Here is a 21,335-nt window from a genome sequence, read left to right as displayed (position 1 = left end):
CTGCAAACTTAATCGCCTATCAAAAACAATTTAAAGTCAACTTGGTGAATGCAGATTTTCACTTGGTGAATCATTTTTCGTACATCAATTATATGTATATCTTTGTTTTATGAAATTTATTAGGCTTTTTGCATTTTTTTTGGTGTTGTTTTCTGCGAATATTTTGTATTCGCAAAGCAGCAGAGATACTAAAGAAATTGTTGCCGAATCTTCAAAGCTTAAAAAAGCGGTCGATACCAAAAACGAATCTGCAGAAGCCGACTCGTATTATAATATTGGCGAAACTTATTTCAACAGCGGAAATTTCCCAAAAAGTGAAGAATATTTTATTAAATCAAAAAATATCTACGAAAAGCTCAAAGACAAACAAAACTTTGAAAAAGTAACCCGAAAATTAGCACAGTCACAGGAAAGTCAGAATAAACTGAAAGCAGCGGCAGGAAATTATGAAGCAGCATCGAATGTAGGCTATTCTAAAGCTAAAAAAATGCAGAATTCTAATGATGCATCAAGGTTAAAATCAAGTTCTCCGGTAATGCGAATGGATGCCATACAAAACAACATTCAGATTAGCGAAAAAGAAAATAATAAAGAAGATCTTGCGATAGGCTATAGCCAAATGGCAGATCTAAATATCGAAAATAAAAATATTCCCAAAGCTGAAGAAAACCTAAATAATGCCTATAAAATTTCAAAAGAACAGGCTCCACAACAAGCTTTAGCTATCAACCAAAAACTGACGGATTTGTATGTTGAAAATAAAAATTTTGACAAAGCCATTGAAGCAAAAAAATCTGTTTTAAAGGAAGATTTCGTTAAAGATAATTCTCAGAAAAAAGTAGAGCAGATTCAGGAATTGGCGGAAATTTATATCAAGAAAAATGATCCGAAAGAAGCCATTGTTTTATTGAAAAACGCTTACGATATTGCATTAAATAAAGGTCATACTTTAGAAGCTCAAAAAAGTGTTCAAAAACTCGACAGTCTGTATAATATTTCAGAAAATACAGATGCTTCTGTGAAATTATACCGTGATTTTCTTGGAAAGTTACCTGATTTGGTTTCAAAAGACCGAAGTTTGGTTGATAATAAAATTCTTGAAGATACCGAACAGAAAATTTCTCAACTTCTGCAGGAAAAGAAACTGAAAGACGAGTTGATTCGCAAGAAAAACCTATTTAATTATAGTTTAATTGGAGCTTTGGTTATTTTAATTGGTTTGATATTTTTTATTTTCAGAACCTTAAAAAAAGTTCAGATCAAAAACAAAAAAATTGCTTTACAATCGCTTCGTCGTGAAATGAATCCGCATTTTATCTTTAATAGTTTAAATTCTGTGAATCATTTTATTGCCACAAATAACGAACTGGAAGCCAATCAATATTTAACCAAATTTTCAAAGCTGATGCGTGGCGTGATGGAAAATTCTACAGAAGATTTTATTCCGTTTCAGCAGGAATTAGATTTACTTCAGAATTATTTAGCTTTAGAAAAAACACGTTTTGCAGATAAGTTTGATTATGAAATTGAAGTCGACGAAAATCTAAATACCCAAAGTTTAAAAGTTCCCGGAATGCTCATTCAGCCTTTTCTTGAAAATGCAATCTGGCACGGCTTAAGATACAGAACCGAAAAAGGATTTTTAAGTTTAAAATTTGAAAAAAACAACGATTCTTTGAACATTTTCATCGAAGACAACGGAATAGGAATCGAAGAAAGCAAAAAACAAAAAACCGAACACCAAAAAAGCAGAAAAGGCCGAGGAATGAAGAATACTTTAGAAAGAATTACGTTGTTGAATGATTTATATAAAAAAGATATTTTGTGTTCTGTAAAAGATTCTGAAAATGGAGTTTTTGTTGAAATTTCTTATAAATTAATCAATAGCTAAACCTCAACCTTAATTTCAACTTAAAAAGATGAAAATAAAATCCGTAATCGTAGACGACGAAAAAATTGCAAGAGAAGTTCTGAGAAATTATCTCGCAAAATACTGTCCGCAAGTCGAGATTTTGGGCGAAGCGGAAAACATCAAAGAAGCCGTTCCGTTGATTGCAGAAAAACAACCTCAACTCGTTTTTTTGGATGTAGAAATGCCTTTCGGAAATGCTTTTGATGTGTTGGAAGCGACTAAAGAATTTTCATACGAAACCATTTTTATCACGGCGTTTTCACAATATTCTCTTCAGGCTTTAAACAAATCTGCGAGTTATTATATTTTAAAACCAATTGATATTCAGGAATTGATTTTGGCTGTGAATAAAGTCGTAGAAAGTCTTGAAAATAAAGAAGAGCTCAATCGAAATAAAATTCTTTTAGAAAACTTAAAATTAAAACCAGAAAAGCAACAGTTAATTCTTCCGACTCTACAAGGTTTTGATGTGGTAAAAACAGAAGATATTGTAAGACTTCAGGCGGACGGAAATTTTACTCAGGTTTATCTTACAGACGGCTCTAAGAAAATGGTTTGTAGGTTTTTAAAGCATTTCGATGATTTACTTGAAAATCCTTTTGTAAGGGTTCATCGTTCTCATATTATCAATACTAATTTTGTGAAATCTTACCACAAAAGCGGAACAGCAACACTTTCAGACGAAACAGAAATTGAGGTTTCCGGAAGTTTTAAAGAACAGTTTCTGAAAGTTTTTTCTTGAAAATTTTAAATGTAGAAATTATTTTAACCATTAAGATTTATTAAGTAGTTAAGTTTTATTAAGGAAAAATCTAATAGATTTTAATAAGTATTCTGCTTAAAGCGAGGCTCATCTTAATTTTTCTAAACAACTTAATAAATCTTAATGGTTTAATTAAACATATTTATTATTTGAACAATTAAGATTATTTCAGGAATTAAGTTTTTTAAGGAGAGTTCAAATAGATTTTATAAGCATTCAACTTTAATCGAAGCTCAACTTAACCTGTCTCAACTGCTTAATAAATCTCAATGATTTAAAATTAAAAGGCATCATTTTTGAATTTTTTATCATACACAAAATTTAGTATTATGAAAACGTTTCAAAAAATTACTATTCCAGTAACTTTAGGCATTATAGGATTAATGATTTTCAATTCTTGTTCGGTCGGAATTCCAAAAGGTGCAACTGCCATTACCAATTTTAATTCAGATAAATATCTTGGAAAATGGTACGAAATTGCCCGTTTCGATTATAAATTCGAGAAAAATATGGATAATGTCACCGCCAATTATTCACTCAATTCAGACGGAACGATTAAAGTTCAGAACAGAGGTTACAATTACGTTAAAAAAGAATGGAAAGAATCAATTGGTGAGGCTAAATTTGTTAACGATAAATCAGAAGCAAGACTGAAAGTTTCATTTTTTAAACCAATTTGGGCTGGTTATAATGTTATCGACATCGATGATGGTTATCAAAATGCTTTGGTTGTAGGAAATTCCACAAAATATATCTGGATATTATCTAGGAACAAAGAAATTCCAAACAGTATTAAAGAACGATTTTTAGCAAAAGCTCAGAAATTAGGTTACAATACCGGTGATTTAATTTGGGTAAAACATGATTAGTTGTCATTGCCAACGAAGCAATCTTAAAATAATTTAATATATAGTTTGTCATTCTGAAGGAAGAATCTCCACATTAAAAAATAGATTCTTCACTTCATTCCATTTCGTTCAGAATGACAAAACTTATGATTTAATTCAAATTTCTGTACTCTTTCCACTCCAAAAAACGATGATCTATAATCTGTTTCATCAAATCATAGTTTTCCCAACTATCTTCAATGTGATAAAAAGTTTCATATTCAAAATCGCTTTCTTCCGCTACAGAATCAAAAATATTAATGTAATCAGTCGCAAATGAACTGTATTTATCTGCAAAATCTGTTTCGTCAACATAATAATCTTTGGCAAAAGCATTTCCCAAATCATTTAAATCATATTCCGAAAATTTTCCGTCCATAGATTGGAGGATAAATTCTGCACCAGTGATTTCTCTTCTCATTAATTTTTCGATTTCTTCTTCAGCATCTTCTTTAAATTCTTCTGAAATCAAATCATTGTTAATACACCAATTGAGAAACATTCCGGTGTGAGTTGCACTGTTTTTCTCGGGAATTCCTTCTGGAAAATCTCCTCCATAATGCCATGAAGCATCATCATATTTAGTCATATTCTTTATTATAGTTGTAGACAGTTCAAATCAAAGATATAAAAAATCATTTTCTTTTGTTCGCTACGGAGATTTTCACGTCATTTGTAATGAATTTATTCAAATTTAAAATATGCAAAACGCAGTTATTATCACGATCGGTGACGAAATTCTTTCCGGAAATACGGTCGATACCAATTCAAATTTCATCGCTACTGAACTTAAAAATATCGGAATCAAAGTTGTACAGATTTTCACTATTTCAGACGAAATAGACATTATTAAAAGCACAATGAAATCAGCTTTTGAAATTGGAGATTTAGTTATTACAACAGGAGGTTTAGGGCCGACTAGAGATGATAAAACTAAGAAAGCTTTAGCTGAATTTTTTGATGATGAAATAGCTTTGGATGAGGTTACTTTTGAACATCTTAGAGCGTATATGGAAAAGCGCGGAAGAATTGAAATTCTTGAAAGAAACCGCGAACAGGCTTTTGTTCCTACGAAATCTACTGTTTTTCAGAATCATTACGGAACCGCACCTTGTATGATGATGGAACGAGACGGAAAATTGTCTTTCAGTTTGCCGGGAGTTCCTTATGAAGTGAAACCGTTGATTAAAGACCAGATTATTCCTTATCTAAAAGAAAAATTTAATCTGAATTATATTTCTACAAGAATTGTTTCTGTTGTTGGAATTCCCGAAAGTATTTTAGCCGATAAAATTGAAGAGTGGGAATTGGCATTACCTGAAAATATGGCGTTGTCTTATCTTCCTGTTGGAACCAGAGTGAAATTGAGATTAACTGCAACCGGAGAAAACGAGCAGTTTTTGCAAATTCAACTTGAAAATCAGATTCAGAAATTATTTCCGATTATTGGTGAAAATATTATTGCAACCAATGAAGATAAAATTGAAAAGATTTTAGCCGAAATTTTAAACGAAAAGGAATTGACAATTTCTACGGCTGAAAGTTGTACAGGTGGAGAATTGGCAAAATTACTGACTTCAAATTCAGGAAGTTCAAAATATTTTATCGGCGGAATTGTAGCTTACGCAACCGAAAAGAAAATTGATATTCTAAATGTTTCTGAAGGTACGATTGAGCGTTTTACTGTGGTAAGTGAAGAAGTTGCAAGAGAAATGGCAGAAGGTTGTCAGAATTTATTTAAAACCGATATTTCCCTTTCTACAACAGGAGTTGCCGGTCCCGGAAAAGGGGAGGATGGAAAAGATATTGGGACAGTTTATTACACAATTAGAGTTAACAATAATTCAGAAACTTTTAAATTATATCTTCCACATCTTGATAGACCAGATTTTGTGTCTTTTGTTTCACAGAAGATTCTTCAGGATTTGGTTGGAATTTTAATCAATTAATAATCTAAAATTATTACATAAAAAACTTATTGATCTTTTTTTAAGTAAAAACGCCTTTGCGAACTTAAAAACAGTTAGTAGTCAAAAAAAACTTTGCGCACTTTGCGTTAAATAAACAACTAACAGTTTTTCCAAAGATTGAATTTCAAAATAAATTAACTTTACCGTAACAAAATTTAAATTAAATATACATATTGTATAAATTATTATTACAATGAAAAAATTAACGCTTTCTTTGTTTTTATTGGCTGGAATTTGTTCACAAAATACGTTGAACGCTCAGGCTAAAACTACTAAAACAGCAACTGCAGCAGATAAAGGTTTAGACATCAGTTTGATGGATAAATCTGTTCGTCCACAAGATGATTTCTACAACTACGTGAGTGGAACGTGGATGAAAACGGCTAAAATTCCTTCTGATAAACCAACTTGGGGAAGTTTCAACAAATTGGCAGATGATACGGATAACAATTCAATGACGATTTTAAATTCTCTTCTGAAAGATAAATTTACAGACGGAAGTGAAGGTAAAAAAATCCAGGATTTGTATGCGACGTACATGAATATGCAGAAGAGAAATGCAGACGGAATCAAACCTATTCAGGAAAATATCAATAAAATTGATGCTATTAAAAACCTTACAGATTTACAGAATTATTTAGCTTCAGTAACGAAAGAAGGAGAGAATAATTTCTATGGATGGGGTGTTTATGCAGACCTTAAAGATTCTAATATGAATGCTGTTTATCTAGGTGACGCTTCATTGGGAATGGGAAGAGATTATTACCAAAAAGTTGATGCTAAAAACACGGAAGCTCTTGCGGAATATCAAAAGTATGTGGCTTCTATGTTGAAAGAATTAGGCTACAAAAATGCTGATGCAGCTGCGAAAGGAATTGTAGATTACGAAAAAAGTATTGCTAAACATTTGTTGACAAACGAACAAAGTCGTGATAATACCCTTCAGTACAATCCGAAAACAATGGCAGAATTGAAAGCTTTAGTTAAAAATGTAGATCTTCCTGCTTATCTTAAAAAAGTTGGAGTAAATACAGATAAAGTAATCATCGGGGAATTAGGATATTACAAAAACTTTGATCAGTTGGTAAGCGAAAAAAATCTTCCAGTTATCAAAGATTATTTGAAATTTAATATGATTAGCGGAAGCGCTTCTTATCTAAGTGAAAAATTAGGTGACATGAAGTTTGCTTTCTACGGTAAATATTTAAGAGGTCAGCAAGAGCAGAGAGCTTTAAACAAAAGAGGGTATGAATTAATCAACGGTTCTCTTGGTGAGGCTTTCGGTAAATTATATGTTGAAAAATATTTCCCGGCTTCAGCAAAAGCACAAATGGTTGAGTTAATCGATTATTTAAAGAAAAGCTTTGCAGTTCACATCAACGGATTAACGTGGATGTCTTCTACAACAAAGGAAAAAGCAATGATGAAGCTGAATAAATTCGCTGTAAAAGTTGCTTATCCTGATACTTGGAAAGACTATTCTAAATTGGTAATTACTCCGGAATCTAAAGGTGGAAATTTATATCAAAACCTTCAGAATATTGGTGAATGGCAATACAACAAAGAGTTGGCAAAAATCGGAAAACCGGTTGACAAAACAGAATGGGGAATGACTCCTCAAACGGTGAACGCATATTATAACCCAGTTTATAACGAAATCGTTTTCCCTGCTGCAATTCTTCAGCCGCCTTTCTTTAATCCTCAAGCTGATGCTGCTGTGAATTTTGGTGGAATCGGTGCTGTTATCGGTCACGAAATTTCTCATGGATTTGATGATTCAGGAGCTCAGTTTGACGCAGATGGTAACTTGGTAGATTGGTGGACTCCGGAAGATAAAGCCAACTTCGAAAAAGCAACAAAAGCTTTAGCTGCTCAATACGATAAATATGAACCTGTAAAGGGAACTTTCGTCAACGGAACATTCACAAACGGTGAAAACATTGCAGATTTAGGGGGTGTAAATATAGCTTACGATGCACTTCAAATGTATTTGAAAGATAAAGGAAATCCTGGTTCAATCAGTGGTTATACACAAGATCAGAGATTTTTCTTAAGCTGGGCAACCGTTTGGAGAACTTTATCAAGTGAAAAATATATGATCAACCAAGTAAAAACAGATCCGCATTCTCCTGGATATTTCAGAAGTTTTGCGCCTCTAATGAATGTTGATGCTTTCTATAAAGCGTTCGACGTGAAACCTGGAGACAAATTATACAAAAAACCGGAAGACAGAATTAAAATCTGGTAATCAATATCAAACCGTTCAGTAATGAGCGGTTTTTTTTATTCAATAGAAACGGGCTTTAGCCCGTTTTTTCTAATGAAAATATTCATTTGGCTTTAGCCAAAACCTATTTTTTATTTTTAAATATTAAAAAACTGACAAAAACAATTTAACATAAATTCTTATATTTGATCAAACGGATTACAATTCAAAATTAATTTAATGAAAAAACTAAATATCGCAGCACTTGCATTCTCGGGTGTTGTATTTTTAAATTCTTGCGGAACTGCAAAAAAAGTTACTGAAAAACCTGAAGAAACAATCAATTTAGTTCGTGCCGAACCGGTGAAAAATATAGAACAAAAAGAAGAAGGTTTGAATCTTGCTTATATGGACAAATCTGTTCGCCCCCAAGATGATTTCTTCAGTTATGTGAACGGAAATTGGGTAAAAGAAACTCAGATTCCTTCTGATAAAGCAAGTTGGGGATCTTTCAATGCATTGAGAGAAAATGTAGACGATGCTTCACTTGATATTTTGAATAAAATTTTGACTGAAAAATACGCAGAAGGTTCCGAAGGTCAGAAAATTCAGAACCTTTACGCATCTTTCATGGATGTTGAAAAAAGAAATGCTGCAGGAATTACTCCTATTAAATCAGATTTAGCTAAAATTGATGCCATCAAAAACGTTAATGATCTTCAGAAATATCTTTTAGAAGCTACAAAACTGGGCGACAATTCATTTTATGGATGGAGAGTTGGTGCAGATATGAAGAATTCTAATATGAATGCGGTTTATTTGGGTGGTCCGGATTTAGGTTTAGGTAGAGATTATTACCAAAAAGTAAACGAAGCCAACACCAAAACTTTAGCGGAATATCAAAAATATGTCGGACAGTTATTTGGAGTTTTAGGTTATAAAAATTCTGATGTCGCTGCAAAGAATGTTGTTGATTTTGAAAAGCAGCTGGCTAATTATCTATTGACTTTAGAGCAAAACAGAGATGCCAATTTAAGATATAATCCTAAAAATGTATCTGAACTTTCTGGGTTGGTTAAAAATGTAAATCTCGCTAAATATCTTACAGATGCAGGTGTAAAAACAGATAAAGTAATTGTTGGTGAACTGAAATATTACCAGAATATGGATCAGTTTATCAACCAGAAAAATCTTCCTTTGTTGAAAGATTATTTGAAATATCATGTAATCAACGGCAATGCAAGTAATTTAGGTGACAGTTTAGATAATATCAGATTTGATTTTTATTCTAAATATCTTCAGGGACAAAAAGAACAACGTGCAATGAACAAAAGAGGTTTGGCGTTGGTGAATAGTGTTTTGGGGGAAGCTTTCGGGAAATTGTATGTTGACGAACATTTCAGTCCTGAATCTAAAAAACAGATGGAAATGTACATCGATTACATTTTAAAATCATTTAAAAAACATATCAATGATATGGATTGGATGTCTGCTGAAACCAAAATAAAAGCTCAGGAAAAACTGTCTAAATTCTCTGTAAAAATCGCTTATCCTGATCAATGGAAAGATTATTCTAAATTAAAAGTAGAATCACCTTCTCAAGGTGCTAGTTTATATTCAAATCTTCAGAATGTTTCAGCTTGGCAATATCAGAAAAGTTTAGAAAAAGTAGGGAAACCTGTTGATAAAACAGAATGGGGAATGTCTCCTCAAACTGTAAATGCTTATTACAGCGGTTCAAATAACGAAATTGTTTTCCCTGCAGCAATTCTTCAACCTCCTTTTTACAATCCAAAAGCTGATGCAGCTGTTAATTTTGGAGGAATTGGTGCAGTTATCGGTCACGAAATTTCTCACGGTTTTGATGACAGTGGTTCAAGATTCGATGGCGACGGGAACCTTAATAATTGGTGGACAGATCAGGATCGTAAGAATTTTGATGCTAAAGTTGGTCAATTGGCAGCTCAATACAACGCTTACGAACCCGTAAAAGGAAGTTTTGTGAATGGTAAGTTTACAAGTGGTGAAAATATCGGTGATTTAGGTGGAGTTGCGGTTGCTTATGATGCTTTGCAAATGTATTTAAAAGACAAAGGGAATCCGGGATTAATTTCAGGATTTAACCAAGATCAGAGATTTTTCATGAGTTGGGCAACGGTTTGGAGAACCAAATCTACCGATCAGTATATGATGAATCAGGTGAAAACAGATCCGCATTCACCGGGATATTTCAGAGCTTTCGGACCTTTGGTGAACCAAGATTCTTTCATGAAAGCATTTGATATTAAACAAGGAGACAAATTATATAAAGCCCCTGCTGAAAGAATTAAAATCTGGTAATTCTTAATATGAAATTACTGTTAAAACGCATCATTTTGGTGCGTTTTTTTGTTTGTTTTTCATAGCTTAGTGACACCAAAAAGTATTAATAATCATCAGATTATCATAGGTAATCTGATTTATTTAAAGAAAAACCATCACAAAATTTTGTATGTTACAGTTTTTTTATAAATTTAAACAATGGATTGGTCAAAAATTTGCTAATTCAAACCAAAATCAACAATCACAAAATAATAATAATATGGCAATGTTCAATTATGGCGTTGGTGGTAACGAAGTAAAAGTTGACGCTAATGAAGCTATTCAGGAAATTCAGGAGAACAAATCTCTTATCGTAAGCCAGCTTACAACCGACGAATCTTATGTTCCCGAAATTGTTACAGGATTAAAAACAGTAGATGATGTTTTCAGACATTTTCAGCCTTCAGTTGCTGTACAGCACGAATCTGAAGATGGAAATGTAGTGGAAGAAGAATTTCGCTTTCAAAATCTTGCAGATTTCACTCCCAAAAATCTTACGCAAAAATCTAATTACCTTCAGCAGCTTAGCATGGAGCAGGAACAGTACAACAAAATTGTACGTCAGCTGAAAAACAATAAAATTTTACGCAATATGCTTGAAAATGAGCAGACAAGAGCTGCTTTTATTGAGGCATTAAAGGATGTGGCACAAGAACTTGAAAAATAAATTTAACGAAATCACACTAAAATCATGGATAGTAAATTACAGGCTGCAGAAAGCCAACAACATAATCAACAGCAGCAAGCCGGAAGACCAAAAGGTAACCCGCTTGAAGAATTAAGCAAAATCGGAGGTTTCGGTTTTATAGAATCTGTCGTAGACGGAATTGCAAACATGAACCCAACCAGAAAAGCTAGGAAAGAAATTTTCTTGAACGATGGTAATAAAGCCGATGAAAGAAAAGAGCTTCTTCAAAAAATCAATCTTTGGGTTGATCTTTTAAGCACAAATGAACCTGCCGAAAAAATGGCAGATACGTGTAAAAGCAAAGCTCAAAATGCTGAACAAAATCTTAAACAAAATCTTAAAAATACTTTAGATTCTGTTCGACAGTTAGAGACTTCATACAGAACGGTCGCTCAGTTTTACAAAAATACAGAATTAGACAAAGTAGATAACGTAAGTATTGTGAATGCTACTTTAGAGCAGGTTTCAGATCTAGATAACCCTCTGTTTATTGATGCGGTTGCTGAAGAATTTAAGCAATATTATGACCGTTTAGATTTAAGAGATAACTATTCTATTTTAGCGATTCCCGGTTATTTGGGATCAAATAAAGTTATTGAAAAATGGGCGAAAATCTGTAACGAAAACAAAGTAATGATGGTTACCGATTTTGCTAATCTTGATAAACCGGATGATGTTGTAGATTTATTCCACTCGGCGAATCTTACAGGTGGTGAATTGCATAGAAGTAACGTTATCATGACTTGTAACTGGTTAGTTGGTCGTGGCAGAGCAGAAGAAGTAGGTGAAGAGGAAAATGTAGAACTTCCGCCTTCAACTTCATTGGCAGGGAAAATCCATAAAACATTAATGTCCCAGGTTGCAGCCGGTAAAAAACACGGTAATATCAACGAAGTAGACGCTGTAAAATTCGAGTTGAAAAAAAGCGAAATTTCTCAGTTAGAAAAAATGGGATTGGTTCCTATGGTCAACGAATACGGCAAAATCATGGCATTCTCTGCAAAAACATTGTTTACGGGAGACAACATCGGTCTTCAAACATATTCTGTAGTTCGTGTATTCGACTATGTAACTAAAGTTTTGCTTGATTTCCTAAACAGAAGAGCTTTTGAAAACTGGAATGCAAGAAATGAAGATGATTTGAGAAGACAGATTGTAAGTTTCTTAGACGGTATCAAGGGTGCAGATAAATTGATTGAAAAGTTTAAAATTGTACGTTTTGAACAAGATAAGGTAAATAAAGATAGAGTTTGGTTAGACATCAGACTGACTCCTTATTTCCCAACAAAAAGTTTTGTAATTAAACTTGACGGTCACAAAGGTGATGACGGTAATGAGTGGGATGCAGAATATATTCAGGATTAATTTTCCAATATTTAATATAGAAACCGGTGCGTCAAAAACATCGGTTTTTTGTTTCTAATTATTTTAAAACTCTTGAATGAAAAATTTTACGTTTTACATTGTTTTGTTTTTCTCTCTGTTTTCAATTGTAAGTTGTAGAAAGGAATATGAAAGACCTCGAAAATATGAGATTGATCTTTTTGCCAATGAAAGAAAAGATACCGCTCAAGCTTATGTGATGTCAGAAGATGAAGCTTACGGAATTAGCGATATGGTGGTTGCGAGTTCAGATATTTCCATTTCCGACAGTTCTTCGCGGGGAAAACCGTTTTATATTTACAGAATCAATTCAGGAGATTTATTGTTTAGCAAAAGAGATTCTGTGATTTCATATCCGTTTCAATTTCTTTCCAATCAAAAATTAAATCTTAAAAAAGAAAAAAATGATTCGGTGTATGTCTTTTTAGAGATTTTAAAAGGATATAAATCAATTGCAGAGATGAAAAAAATCAAATATCAATGGCTAAAAGGCGCTCCCGTTTATCATCTTGACAACGAGAAAAAATAAATTATCTTTGCCTCTATTAAAATGAATAGGTTTTTTGGAAAAGAATAAAAATACTTCAGACTTTCATCATATTGGAAACAAATTGTTGAAATGGTATGATAAAAATGCGAGAGATTTACCGTTCAGAAAAACCAAAGATCCTTATAAAATCTGGATTTGCGAGATTGTTTTTCAGCAAACCAGAATTGCTCAGGGATTGAATCATTACAATAATTTTATCGAAAGATTTCCTGATGTGAAAACTTTGGCAGAATCTCCCGAAGATGAGGTTTTGTTGTATTGGAAAGGTTTAGGATATTATTCCCGTGCGATTAATATTCACAAAGCGTCTCAGCAAATCATCAATGATTATAACGGAGTTTTTCCTTCTGATTATGATGAAATTTTAAAACTAAAAGGAATTGGGAAATATACTGCAGCTGCAGTTTCCAGTATTTGTTTTGAAGGAAAAATGCCTGCCGTTGACGGAAATTTCTATCGGGTTTTAAGTCGGATTTTCGCAGATGATTTTGATATTTCTAATTCTCGGGCGTTTAATTATTTTTCAGAATTATCAAATTTAATCATGCCTGAAAATGTTGGTGATTTTAATCAGGCGATGATGGATTTAGGCTCGGAAATATGCAAACCAAAAAATCCTTTGTGTGGAGATTGCCCTGTAAATGATGACTGTCTTGCTTTTTCTTTAAATAAAGTTTCAGAATTTCCTGTTAAAACTAAAAAAACGAAAGCTCAGGATTTACAATTACAATATTATTTCGTTCACAAAAACGGGCAGTTTTTAATTCAGCAAAGAAAAGATGATTTTATCTGGAAAAAACTGTTTGAATTTCCGCCTGTTATTTCTGATGATTTAATTCCGTTCATTAAAAGTGTAAAAACGGTTAATCATAAACTTACCCACAAAAATTTAAGCATAGAAATTTTTAATGTTGAAGTTGATTCTGAATCAGTTTGGTCAGATTTTATTGTTAAAAACGATTATATCGTAACGGATGTTGAAGGCTCTCACGAAAGATCTTTCCCAAAACCTTTGGAGAATTATATCCAAAATTATGAAACAGCTTACAGAATTATTTGATAAGCTGGATGTTGGAAGTTTAAATTATTGAGAATAGAGATTCTTCACTCCACTGCGTTCCGTTCAGAATGACAAAAATTCCTACTTCATTAACTTTGTTGTCTTTGTTAAGTGAAACGCCTTTGCGAATGAAAAATATGCAGTAAGTGACGAAAAAAAAATCTTTACGCACTTTGCGTTAAAAAAATCTTCTCCAACAAATTTCAAAACTCATTGAAATGCTGAAATTTGTCTCTTAAAATCTAAATCTAATTTGTATTTTTGCAAAATGATTAAAAAAGTCATTTTTATTTTTGTTTCGATGCTGATTATTTCGTGCGAAAAAGAGGCTACTCCAAAACCTTACGGGGAATTGAGATTAGAATATCCTTCGCCAAAATATCAAAAATTTGAGCCTAATTGTTTGTATTCTTTTGAGATTTCAGATTACGCTAAAATTTATAATGCAAAGAAACCTTGTTGGTATTATCTGAACTATCCGAAAATGAAGGCGAAGATTTTCCTGACGTATTACCCAATCAATAACGATTTTGCTCAGCAAATTATGGAAACCGAAAAAATGGTTTACAAACATACCGTGAAGGCAAGTTCAATCGATACAAAATCTTTCGAATATCCTGAGAGAAGAGTCTTTGGGAATTTTTATGAGCTTAAAGGTCAGGCTGCATCAAATTTACAGTTTTATGCAACCGACAGTACAAAGCATTTCGTGACAGGATATTTATACTTTAATTCTAGACCAAAACCAGATTCTTTAGCTCCTGCAATTGATTATATTAAAAAAGATATGATGCATTTGCTGGATACTTTTGAATGGAAAAAATAAATTTTAAATTAATAAAAACGTTTGTAATCAATTGATTACTTATTAAAATTAAATAAATTAAAAATACATATGAAACTTTTAGTCGTAGGAAGCGTGGCATTTGATGCAATTGAGACGCCGTTTGGTAAAACAGATAAAATTTTAGGAGGTGCAGCAACTTATATTGGGATTACATCTTCTATTTTAGGTGTAAAATCAGGGATTGTATCTGTAGTTGGAGGAGATTTCCCACAAGAATACCTTGATAAATTTACCAATAGAGAGGTGAATATCGAAGGGATTGAAATCGTAAAAGAAGGAAAAACGTTTTTCTGGGCAGGAAAATATCATAACGACTTAAATACAAGAGATACTTTAGCTACTGAAGTAAATGTTTTGGAAAATTTTGATCCTAAAATTCCAGATTCTATGCAGGATGCAGAGATTTTATTATTAGGAAATCTTCATCCTGGAGTTCAGCTTTCAGTTCTTGAAAAAATGAATCAGCGTCCAAAATTAGTTATTTTAGATACGATGAATTTCTGGATGGATTCTGCAATGGATATTTTAAAAGATATGATTGCTAAAACTGACGTAATCAGTATCAATGACGAGGAAGCAAGACAACTTTCAGGAGAATATTCTTTAGTAAAAGCGGCTAAGAAAATTCACACAATGGGACCTGCTTATGTAATCATCAAAAAAGGTGAGCACGGAGCTTTATTGTTCCATGACAATAAAATATTTGCAATTCCTGCACTTCCTTTGGAAGAAGTTTTCGATCCAACTGGAGCTGGAGATACTTTTGCAGGTGGTTTTGCTGCTTATTTAGCCAAAAAAGGAAAATTCGATTTCGAAACAATGAAATCTGCATTAATTGTAGGTTCTGCAATGGCTTCTTTCACGGTAGAAAAATTCGGAACTCAAAGAATTGAAGAAGTAAACGAAGCAGATGTTGAAAGCAGATTGAAACAATTTAAAGAATTGACAACTTTTGATGTAGAACTGCAATAAATAATCTCTTTTTAAGAAATATTTATAATAAAAAATTGAGTGCAATTCATTAAGAATTCTAAATTTGCAACTTGTTTTAAAATAGTATAATGATAAATAAACTAAAAATCACTTTCCTTCTTGGAGTCTTCACGATGTTGTTCTCAGGGAATATGAATGCTCAATTGAAGAAAGGACAGTTGATAGACGGTATTGCGGCGGTAATTGGTGATGAAATCGTTTTGGAATCTGATGTTGAAGAGCAGATGAATTACGGAAAACAGCAAGGAGCTTCAACAACCGACAGATGTGAGTTTTTGGAAAACTTAATCAATAATAAACTTCTTGTTTACGAAGCAAAAAGAGATACGTTAATTGATAACCGTTCTGCGGCAATTAAAGATCAAGTAAATGCAAAATATAACAATTTGCTATCTCAGTTTCCAGATGAAAAAACATTGCTTGCTGCGTATAAGTTCAGAAATCAGTATGAAATGAAGAACGTTATGGAGAAGATCGATACTGACCAGTATTACGGACAGGCAAAATACCAGAGAATTACAGAAAAAGCTGACGTTACGCCAAATCAAGTAACCGACTTTTTCAATATGTACAAGTCTCAGTTGCCTGAAATTAAAGATGAAGTTTCTCTTTCGCAAATTATCATGTTTCCAAAATTAACCGAAGCTCACAAAGATGAGTTGATTGGTAAATTAAAGAAAATTAAAGCAGATATTGCAGGGGGAGAAAGTTTTGAAAGTCAGGCAAGAATTTATTCTGAGGATAAAGGAACGGCTCCGAACGGTGGTTTGATGAAAAATATTCTTAAAGGACAAATGGTAAAACCTTTCGAGGCTGCAGCATTAAATCTTCAGGAAGGAGAAATTTCAGAACCAGTAGAATCTGAGTTTGGTTATCACATTATTCAATTGGTGAAAAAATCAGGTAAAGCTTACGAAGCAAGACACATTCTTTTGATGGCAACGCCTACAGACGGAGAAATTACTACTGCAAAACAAAAATTAGACAGTATCAGAGGATTGATTTTGGCTGAAAAATTGAGTTTTAAAGATGCAGCATTTAAATTTTCTGATGATAAAAGAACTAAATTTAACGCTGGTGTAATAACTGGAGCAGACGGTTCTAGTAAAATCGAAAGAGAATCTATCCCTGGAACGATCAGTTATGAGCTTGCAGGTCTTAATAAAAGTGATATTACGACTGCTTTTGACGATGTAGACGAGAGAGATAGAAAAGTGGTGAAGATGATTAAAATCGAAGATGTAATTCCTTCACACCAGATTACTCTTGAAACAGATTATGACAGAATAAAGCAGATGGCGCTGAATAAGAGAAAAGGTGAAATGATTGAGAAATTTATTAATTCAAAACTTCCAACCACATTTATTTCTATTGACGGTCGATATGACAATTGTAATTTTAAAGGGAACTGGAAAAAAGAATCTCTTACAAAATAAAACAAAAACCTTCAGAATTTCTGGAGGTTTTTTTGTGAAAATAGTTGAGAGATATGTTATAGAATGTACGTTTTTAGTATTTTTACCTTATGAGTAATTTTATAGATTTCACCTCCGCTAAAAAACTTCATCAAATGAATGAAAGTAAAAATAAAGTAACAGAACTTTTCAATATTAAATATCCCATCATTCAGGCTGGAATGATTTGGCATTCCGGTTGGAAATTGGCTTCAGCTGTTTCAAACTGTGGCGGATTGGGATTAATCGGTTCAGCAAGTATGTATCCCGATATTTTACGTGAAAATATTCAGAAATGTAAGAAAGCTACTGATAAACCTTTCGGCGTAAATGTGGCCTTGCTTTATCCGAATTTAGATGAAATTATTCAGATTATTTTAGAGGAAGGAGTGAAGATTGTTTTTACTTCTGCCGGAAATCCTAAAAATTATACAGAAACGCTTCAGAAAGAAGGTGTAAAAGTAGCTCACGTAGTTTCTTCAACCAAGTTTGCTGTGAAATGTGAAGATGCAGGAGTTGATGCGATTGTTGCTGAAGGATTTGAAGCTGGAGGTCACAATGGAAGAGATGAAACGACAACTTTATGCCTGATTCCGAATGTTAAAAAGCATATTTCAAAACCATTAATTGCTGCAGGAGGAATTGCTTTGGGTTCTCAAATGAAAGCAGCCATGATTTTAGGTGCAGATGGAGTTCAGATTGGAAGTCGTTTTGCTGCAACCGTAGAAGCAAGTGCTCACGAAAACTGGAAAAAGAAAATCACAGAACTGAATGAAGGCGATACGCATCTTACTTTGAAAGAATTGGCGCCTGTAAGAATGGTTAAAAATAAATTTTTCAACGAGTTGGAGGAAATCTATGACGTCGGAAGAAATGCCGAAGCTTTGGTCGCTTCATTAGGCAGAGCAAGAGCAAAAAAAGGAATGTTTGAAGGCGATATGGAAGATGGTGAATTAGAAATCGGACAGGTTTCTGCTTTGATTGATGAAGTTCTTCCTGTAGAAAAAGTTTTCGAAAATCTTTTGAAAGAATTTAGCGAAGCTGCTAATCCAAGTTTATAAATAATGATTGAGAAGGTAATTAATGTAAAGGATAAAAATTTATTTATAAAGTTTAATAATTCATTTGAAAACAGACCAACAATCGTCTTTTTGCACGATTCTTTAGGTTCGATTGAGCTTTGGAGAGATTTTCCCGAGAAACTAACTGAAGCGATTCAATGCAATGTGTTAATTTATGATCGTTTAGGCCACGGAAAATCATTTCCGATGACGACTCATGAAAGAGAAAATAATTATATGGAACTAGAGGCTGATGTTTTAAACGATTTGCTTTCTGAATTAAATATCAACGAAACTATTCTTTTCGGACACAGCGACGGCGGAACAATTGCCTTAATTGCAGCCTCAAAATATCCTGAAAAAATAAAAGCCGTAATCTGTGAAGCCGGACATATTTTCGTGGAAGATATTACCGTAAATGGAGTTGAAGAAGCATTAAAGGCTTACAAAACTACCAATCTTCCCGAACGTTTGCAAAAGTATCATGGCGAGAAAGTAGAAACTATAGTTAAAGCTTGGACTGAAATCTGGCTTAGTGAAAAATTCAAATCTTGGAATATTGAATATCTGCTAAAAGATATTACAAGTCCGTTATTGTTTATTCAAGGTGAAGCCGATGAATACGGAACTTTAGAACAGGTTGAAAAAACGGTTTCTCAAGTTAGCGGAATTGCAGAGAAATTTATCATTCCAAATATTGGACATAAACCTCACAAAGAATCTCCGGAAATTGTTCTGAATAAATCGATTGAATTTATAGGAAAATATTCATAAGATTAATTCAATAGAGGTGGGCTTTAGCCTACCTTAATTTTTGGATAAAAAAAGAGTGGCTTTAGCCAAAGCCTACAAATTTCTCCATTCAGATTCTATATTTCTCCTTGCCTGAACTTCATATTTTGTTTTAAAATAATCTGTTTTAAAAATATTTTCCAGCTGTAGAAAATGTTCCAAAACCTTTTTTCTTCCCGGTTTATAAAGAAAATCGGGATAAATAGAATACTCTTTTCTAATTTGTTTTGTGTACTCCAAATAAACCTCATCATTTTTTCCAAGGATTGATAAATCTGCATCCAAAAGAAAATTGATGTCTTCGTTATCAGATTTTTTGTGAGATTTTGTCGCTAAAATTTGTTCGTAAACTTTGTGAATTTCTTCATTGTTTAGACCTAAATATTCAAGTCTTTCCTTTGAAATTTCTGCACTTTTTTCCTCATTTGATTTTGAAGTTGCATCGTAAATTATATCATGATAAAAAATAGAATAAGAAATAATATTGAAGTTTTCAATCTTATCTTTTACATTCTCAATTTCTCCAAACATGTTTTCTAAATGCTGAAGATTGTGATAATGTCTGCTTTTTGCGGAATAATTTTTCTCAATTTCAACCCAAAATTTTTCAATTAGGTCAGAATCATTAGTGAAATTCAGACAAAGTCTTTCAAATTTTTCTTTCAAAATCATGATGTCAAATTTATTTAAATAAAAAAAGGAACTTAAAAAGTTCCCTTATTTGCTTCTAAATGCGCTTTCAATTCAGCCCAACCGCCACCGTTGTAACCTTCCTTCAGACCTTGAGAGTTTAGATATTCCAAAGCTTTTCCGCTTCTGTTTCCGCTTCTGCAGAACAAAATTACAGGCTTTTCGATAGATAAAATTTCATCTTGTCTGTCTTCAACTTCTCCTAAAGGAATATTTTTAGCGCCATCTATATTTCCGTCCATTTCAAGCTCCATTGGCTCACGAACGTCGATTAATTCATAGTTTCCTGATTGTAATACATCTGCTAATGACATAATGTTTAATTTTTAATGTTAAAATTTTAAAATAAATGAATGAAGCACTTTCAGACATCCAAATCTCAACAAATTTATAAAATAATATTAATTTTGCAATGCGAAAATATGAATTCAACAGCCGAAAAATATTCACAATTAATTAAGTCTAAAGCTAAAAGTTTTGGGTTTCAAAATTGTGGAATTTCCAAGGCAGATTTTTTGGAAGAAGATGCACGACATCTCGAAAAATGGTTGAAGAATAATTATCATGGCGAAATGAAATACATGGAAAATCATTTCGATAAAAGACTCGATCCAAGACTTTTGGTGGAAGGTTCAAAATCGGTAATTTCGCTTTCTTACAACTATTTTCCGGAAGAGAAAATTTCAGCATTAGAGAATTTTAAAATTTCAAAATATGCTTATGCTGAAGACTATCATGAAGTTGTAAAAGAGATTCTCCGTGAAATGGTTTCTGATTTACAACGTGAAATTGGCGAATTTAGTTTTAGAGTTTTCGTTGATTCTGCACCAATTATGGAAAGAAGTTGGGCAAAAAAATCTGGAATCGGTTGGGTTGGAAAAAATGCAAATCTAATTACTAAACAAAGCGGTTCTTTCTATTTTTTAGCTGAAATTATTTGTGATTTGGAACTGATTTCAGACAGTGAAACGACGGATCACTGCGGAAGTTGCAGAAAATGTATTGATGCTTGTCCGACAGATGCTATTGTTTCGGAAAAAATTGTTGATGGAAGCAAATGTATTTCTTATGCTACAATAGAGTTGAAATCTGAAATTCCCGATTATTTTAAAAATAGAATGGAAAACTGGATGTTTGGCTGCGATATTTGTCAGGATGTTTGTCCGTGGAATCGTTTTTCTGCACCGAATTTGCAAAGTAGATTTAAACCAAATGATTCTTTAAAGAATTTCAAAAAAGGAGAGTGGAAGGAATTGACTCAGGAGTTGTTCTCAGAAATATTCCGAAAATCTCCTGTGAAACGGACGAAATTTGCTGGTTTAAAAAGAAATATTGAATTTTTGAACGAAACTTCAGATAAAGATAACGTCAATATTTTAGGGTAAAATATCTTTCCGGAAAAATGACTTCCGGAGAATTGAGGTGGTTGTTTCATGATTCTTAAAACTTATGTTCTAAGAAAACTGAAAATTTAATCAGATAAAAAATCAAAAAAGCCTTTCCTATAAAGTAAAATTGACTTTCAAAAAGATAATATCTTTAAGAAAATCAACGCTTTTTCTGTGTTCTTTTTGGAGCTATTTTTACTCTGATTTTAAATTTCTTCTGAGATTTTGATTTTTTGTGCATATTTGTGAGTGTTTGATATCTAAATTTAGTTAATTTTTAAATTAAAATAAATACTTTTAGGAAAAATTTAAAATTAATTTTTATTAAAC

Annotated in this window: 19 protein-coding genes; 16 read left to right on the top strand and 3 right to left on the bottom strand. The window is 32.7% G+C overall.

Going from position 1 to position 21,335, the window contains the following annotated elements; genetic code table 11:
• Window positions 1-109 precede the first annotated feature (109 nt).
• The 3 genes from OF897_RS15585 (at window position 110) to OF897_RS15575 (ending at window position 3,544) form a co-directional block, all read left to right on the top strand.
• Window positions 110-1,891 carry a tetratricopeptide repeat-containing sensor histidine kinase gene (locus OF897_RS15585; protein WP_267266602.1) on the top strand — a complete coding sequence of 594 codons (1,782 nt, stop codon included), beginning with the start codon at window positions 110-112 and terminating at the stop codon, window positions 1,889-1,891.
• A gap of 28 nt (window positions 1,892-1,919) precedes the next feature.
• Window positions 1,920-2,654: a LytR/AlgR family response regulator transcription factor gene (locus OF897_RS15580; protein ID WP_267266601.1), complete on the top strand. Its 735-nt coding sequence runs from the start codon at window positions 1,920-1,922 to the stop codon at window positions 2,652-2,654.
• 350 nt (window positions 2,655-3,004) lie between these two features.
• Window positions 3,005-3,544 (top strand): lipocalin family protein, encoded by a 540-nt coding sequence (locus OF897_RS15575; protein ID WP_267266600.1) that lies wholly within the window; start codon window positions 3,005-3,007, stop codon window positions 3,542-3,544.
• 130 nt (window positions 3,545-3,674) lie between these two features.
• Here the strand turns inward: OF897_RS15575 and OF897_RS15570 are convergent, their stop codons facing one another.
• On the bottom strand, window positions 3,675-4,151 hold the full coding sequence (locus OF897_RS15570) for a DUF7832 domain-containing protein (protein ID WP_267266599.1): 477 nt from the start codon (window positions 4,149-4,151) through the stop codon (window positions 3,675-3,677).
• Between the two features lie 112 nt (window positions 4,152-4,263).
• Between OF897_RS15570 and OF897_RS15565 the strand changes: the two genes are divergently transcribed.
• The 12 genes from OF897_RS15565 (at window position 4,264) to OF897_RS15510 (ending at window position 18,909) form a co-directional block, all read left to right on the top strand.
• Window positions 4,264-5,511 carry a CinA family nicotinamide mononucleotide deamidase-related protein gene (locus OF897_RS15565; RefSeq protein WP_267266598.1) on the top strand — a complete coding sequence of 416 codons (1,248 nt, stop codon included), beginning with the start codon at window positions 4,264-4,266 and terminating at the stop codon, window positions 5,509-5,511.
• A gap of 214 nt (window positions 5,512-5,725) precedes the next feature.
• Window positions 5,726-7,780 (top strand): M13 family metallopeptidase, encoded by a 2,055-nt coding sequence (locus tag OF897_RS15560; RefSeq protein ID WP_267266597.1) that lies wholly within the window; start codon window positions 5,726-5,728, stop codon window positions 7,778-7,780.
• A 198-nt stretch (window positions 7,781-7,978) separates the two neighbouring features.
• Complete coding sequence (locus tag OF897_RS15555) at window positions 7,979-10,078, top strand: M13 family metallopeptidase (RefSeq protein ID WP_267266596.1); 2,100 nt, start codon at window positions 7,979-7,981, stop codon at window positions 10,076-10,078.
• A gap of 151 nt (window positions 10,079-10,229) precedes the next feature.
• A complete protein-coding gene (locus OF897_RS15550; protein ID WP_267266595.1) occupies window positions 10,230-10,766 on the top strand; it encodes a type VI secretion system contractile sheath small subunit in 537 nt (178 codons plus the stop codon).
• Window positions 10,767-10,790: 24 nt separating this feature from the next.
• Window positions 10,791-12,152, top strand: coding sequence for a DUF5458 family protein (locus tag OF897_RS15545; RefSeq protein WP_267266594.1), 1,362 nt, complete (start codon window positions 10,791-10,793; stop codon window positions 12,150-12,152).
• Between the two features lie 76 nt (window positions 12,153-12,228).
• Window positions 12,229-12,699: a hypothetical protein gene (locus OF897_RS15540; RefSeq protein ID WP_267266593.1), complete on the top strand. Its 471-nt coding sequence runs from the start codon at window positions 12,229-12,231 to the stop codon at window positions 12,697-12,699.
• 34 nt (window positions 12,700-12,733) lie between these two features.
• A complete protein-coding gene (gene mutY, locus OF897_RS15535; RefSeq protein ID WP_267266592.1) occupies window positions 12,734-13,780 on the top strand; it encodes an A/G-specific adenine glycosylase in 1,047 nt (348 codons plus the stop codon).
• 268 nt (window positions 13,781-14,048) lie between these two features.
• A complete protein-coding gene (gldD, locus tag OF897_RS15530; protein WP_267266591.1) occupies window positions 14,049-14,606 on the top strand; it encodes a gliding motility lipoprotein GldD in 558 nt (185 codons plus the stop codon).
• A gap of 69 nt (window positions 14,607-14,675) precedes the next feature.
• Window positions 14,676-15,599 (top strand): PfkB family carbohydrate kinase, encoded by a 924-nt coding sequence (locus tag OF897_RS15525; RefSeq protein ID WP_267266590.1) that lies wholly within the window; start codon window positions 14,676-14,678, stop codon window positions 15,597-15,599.
• Between the two features lie 89 nt (window positions 15,600-15,688).
• Entirely contained in the window at window positions 15,689-17,056 is a 1,368-nt protein-coding gene (locus OF897_RS15520) for a peptidylprolyl isomerase (RefSeq protein WP_267266589.1), read from the top strand.
• Between the two features lie 134 nt (window positions 17,057-17,190).
• Window positions 17,191-18,135 carry an NAD(P)H-dependent flavin oxidoreductase gene (locus OF897_RS15515; protein WP_267266588.1) on the top strand — a complete coding sequence of 315 codons (945 nt, stop codon included), beginning with the start codon at window positions 17,191-17,193 and terminating at the stop codon, window positions 18,133-18,135.
• A gap of 3 nt (window positions 18,136-18,138) precedes the next feature.
• Window positions 18,139-18,909 (top strand): alpha/beta fold hydrolase, encoded by a 771-nt coding sequence (locus OF897_RS15510; RefSeq protein ID WP_267266587.1) that lies wholly within the window; start codon window positions 18,139-18,141, stop codon window positions 18,907-18,909.
• A 72-nt stretch (window positions 18,910-18,981) separates the two neighbouring features.
• Here the strand turns inward: OF897_RS15510 and OF897_RS15505 are convergent, their stop codons facing one another.
• Window positions 18,982-19,599, bottom strand: a complete 618-nt coding sequence (locus tag OF897_RS15505; protein ID WP_267266586.1) for an HD domain-containing protein — start codon at window positions 19,597-19,599, stop codon at window positions 18,982-18,984.
• 32 nt (window positions 19,600-19,631) lie between these two features.
• Complete coding sequence (locus OF897_RS15500) at window positions 19,632-19,931, bottom strand: rhodanese-like domain-containing protein (RefSeq protein WP_267266585.1); 300 nt, start codon at window positions 19,929-19,931, stop codon at window positions 19,632-19,634.
• 108 nt (window positions 19,932-20,039) lie between these two features.
• Here OF897_RS15500 and queG point away from each other — a divergent pair, with 108 nt between their 5' ends.
• Window positions 20,040-21,002: a tRNA epoxyqueuosine(34) reductase QueG gene (gene queG / locus OF897_RS15495; RefSeq protein WP_267266584.1), complete on the top strand. Its 963-nt coding sequence runs from the start codon at window positions 20,040-20,042 to the stop codon at window positions 21,000-21,002.
• Window positions 21,003-21,335 lie beyond the last annotated feature (333 nt).

The organism is Chryseobacterium formosum (assembly GCF_026460885.1).
Lineage (GTDB): Bacteria > Bacteroidota > Bacteroidia > Flavobacteriales > Weeksellaceae > Chryseobacterium > Chryseobacterium formosus.
Note: the sequence above shows the minus strand (reverse complement) of the source record. Positions and strands in the feature narration are given on the sequence as shown.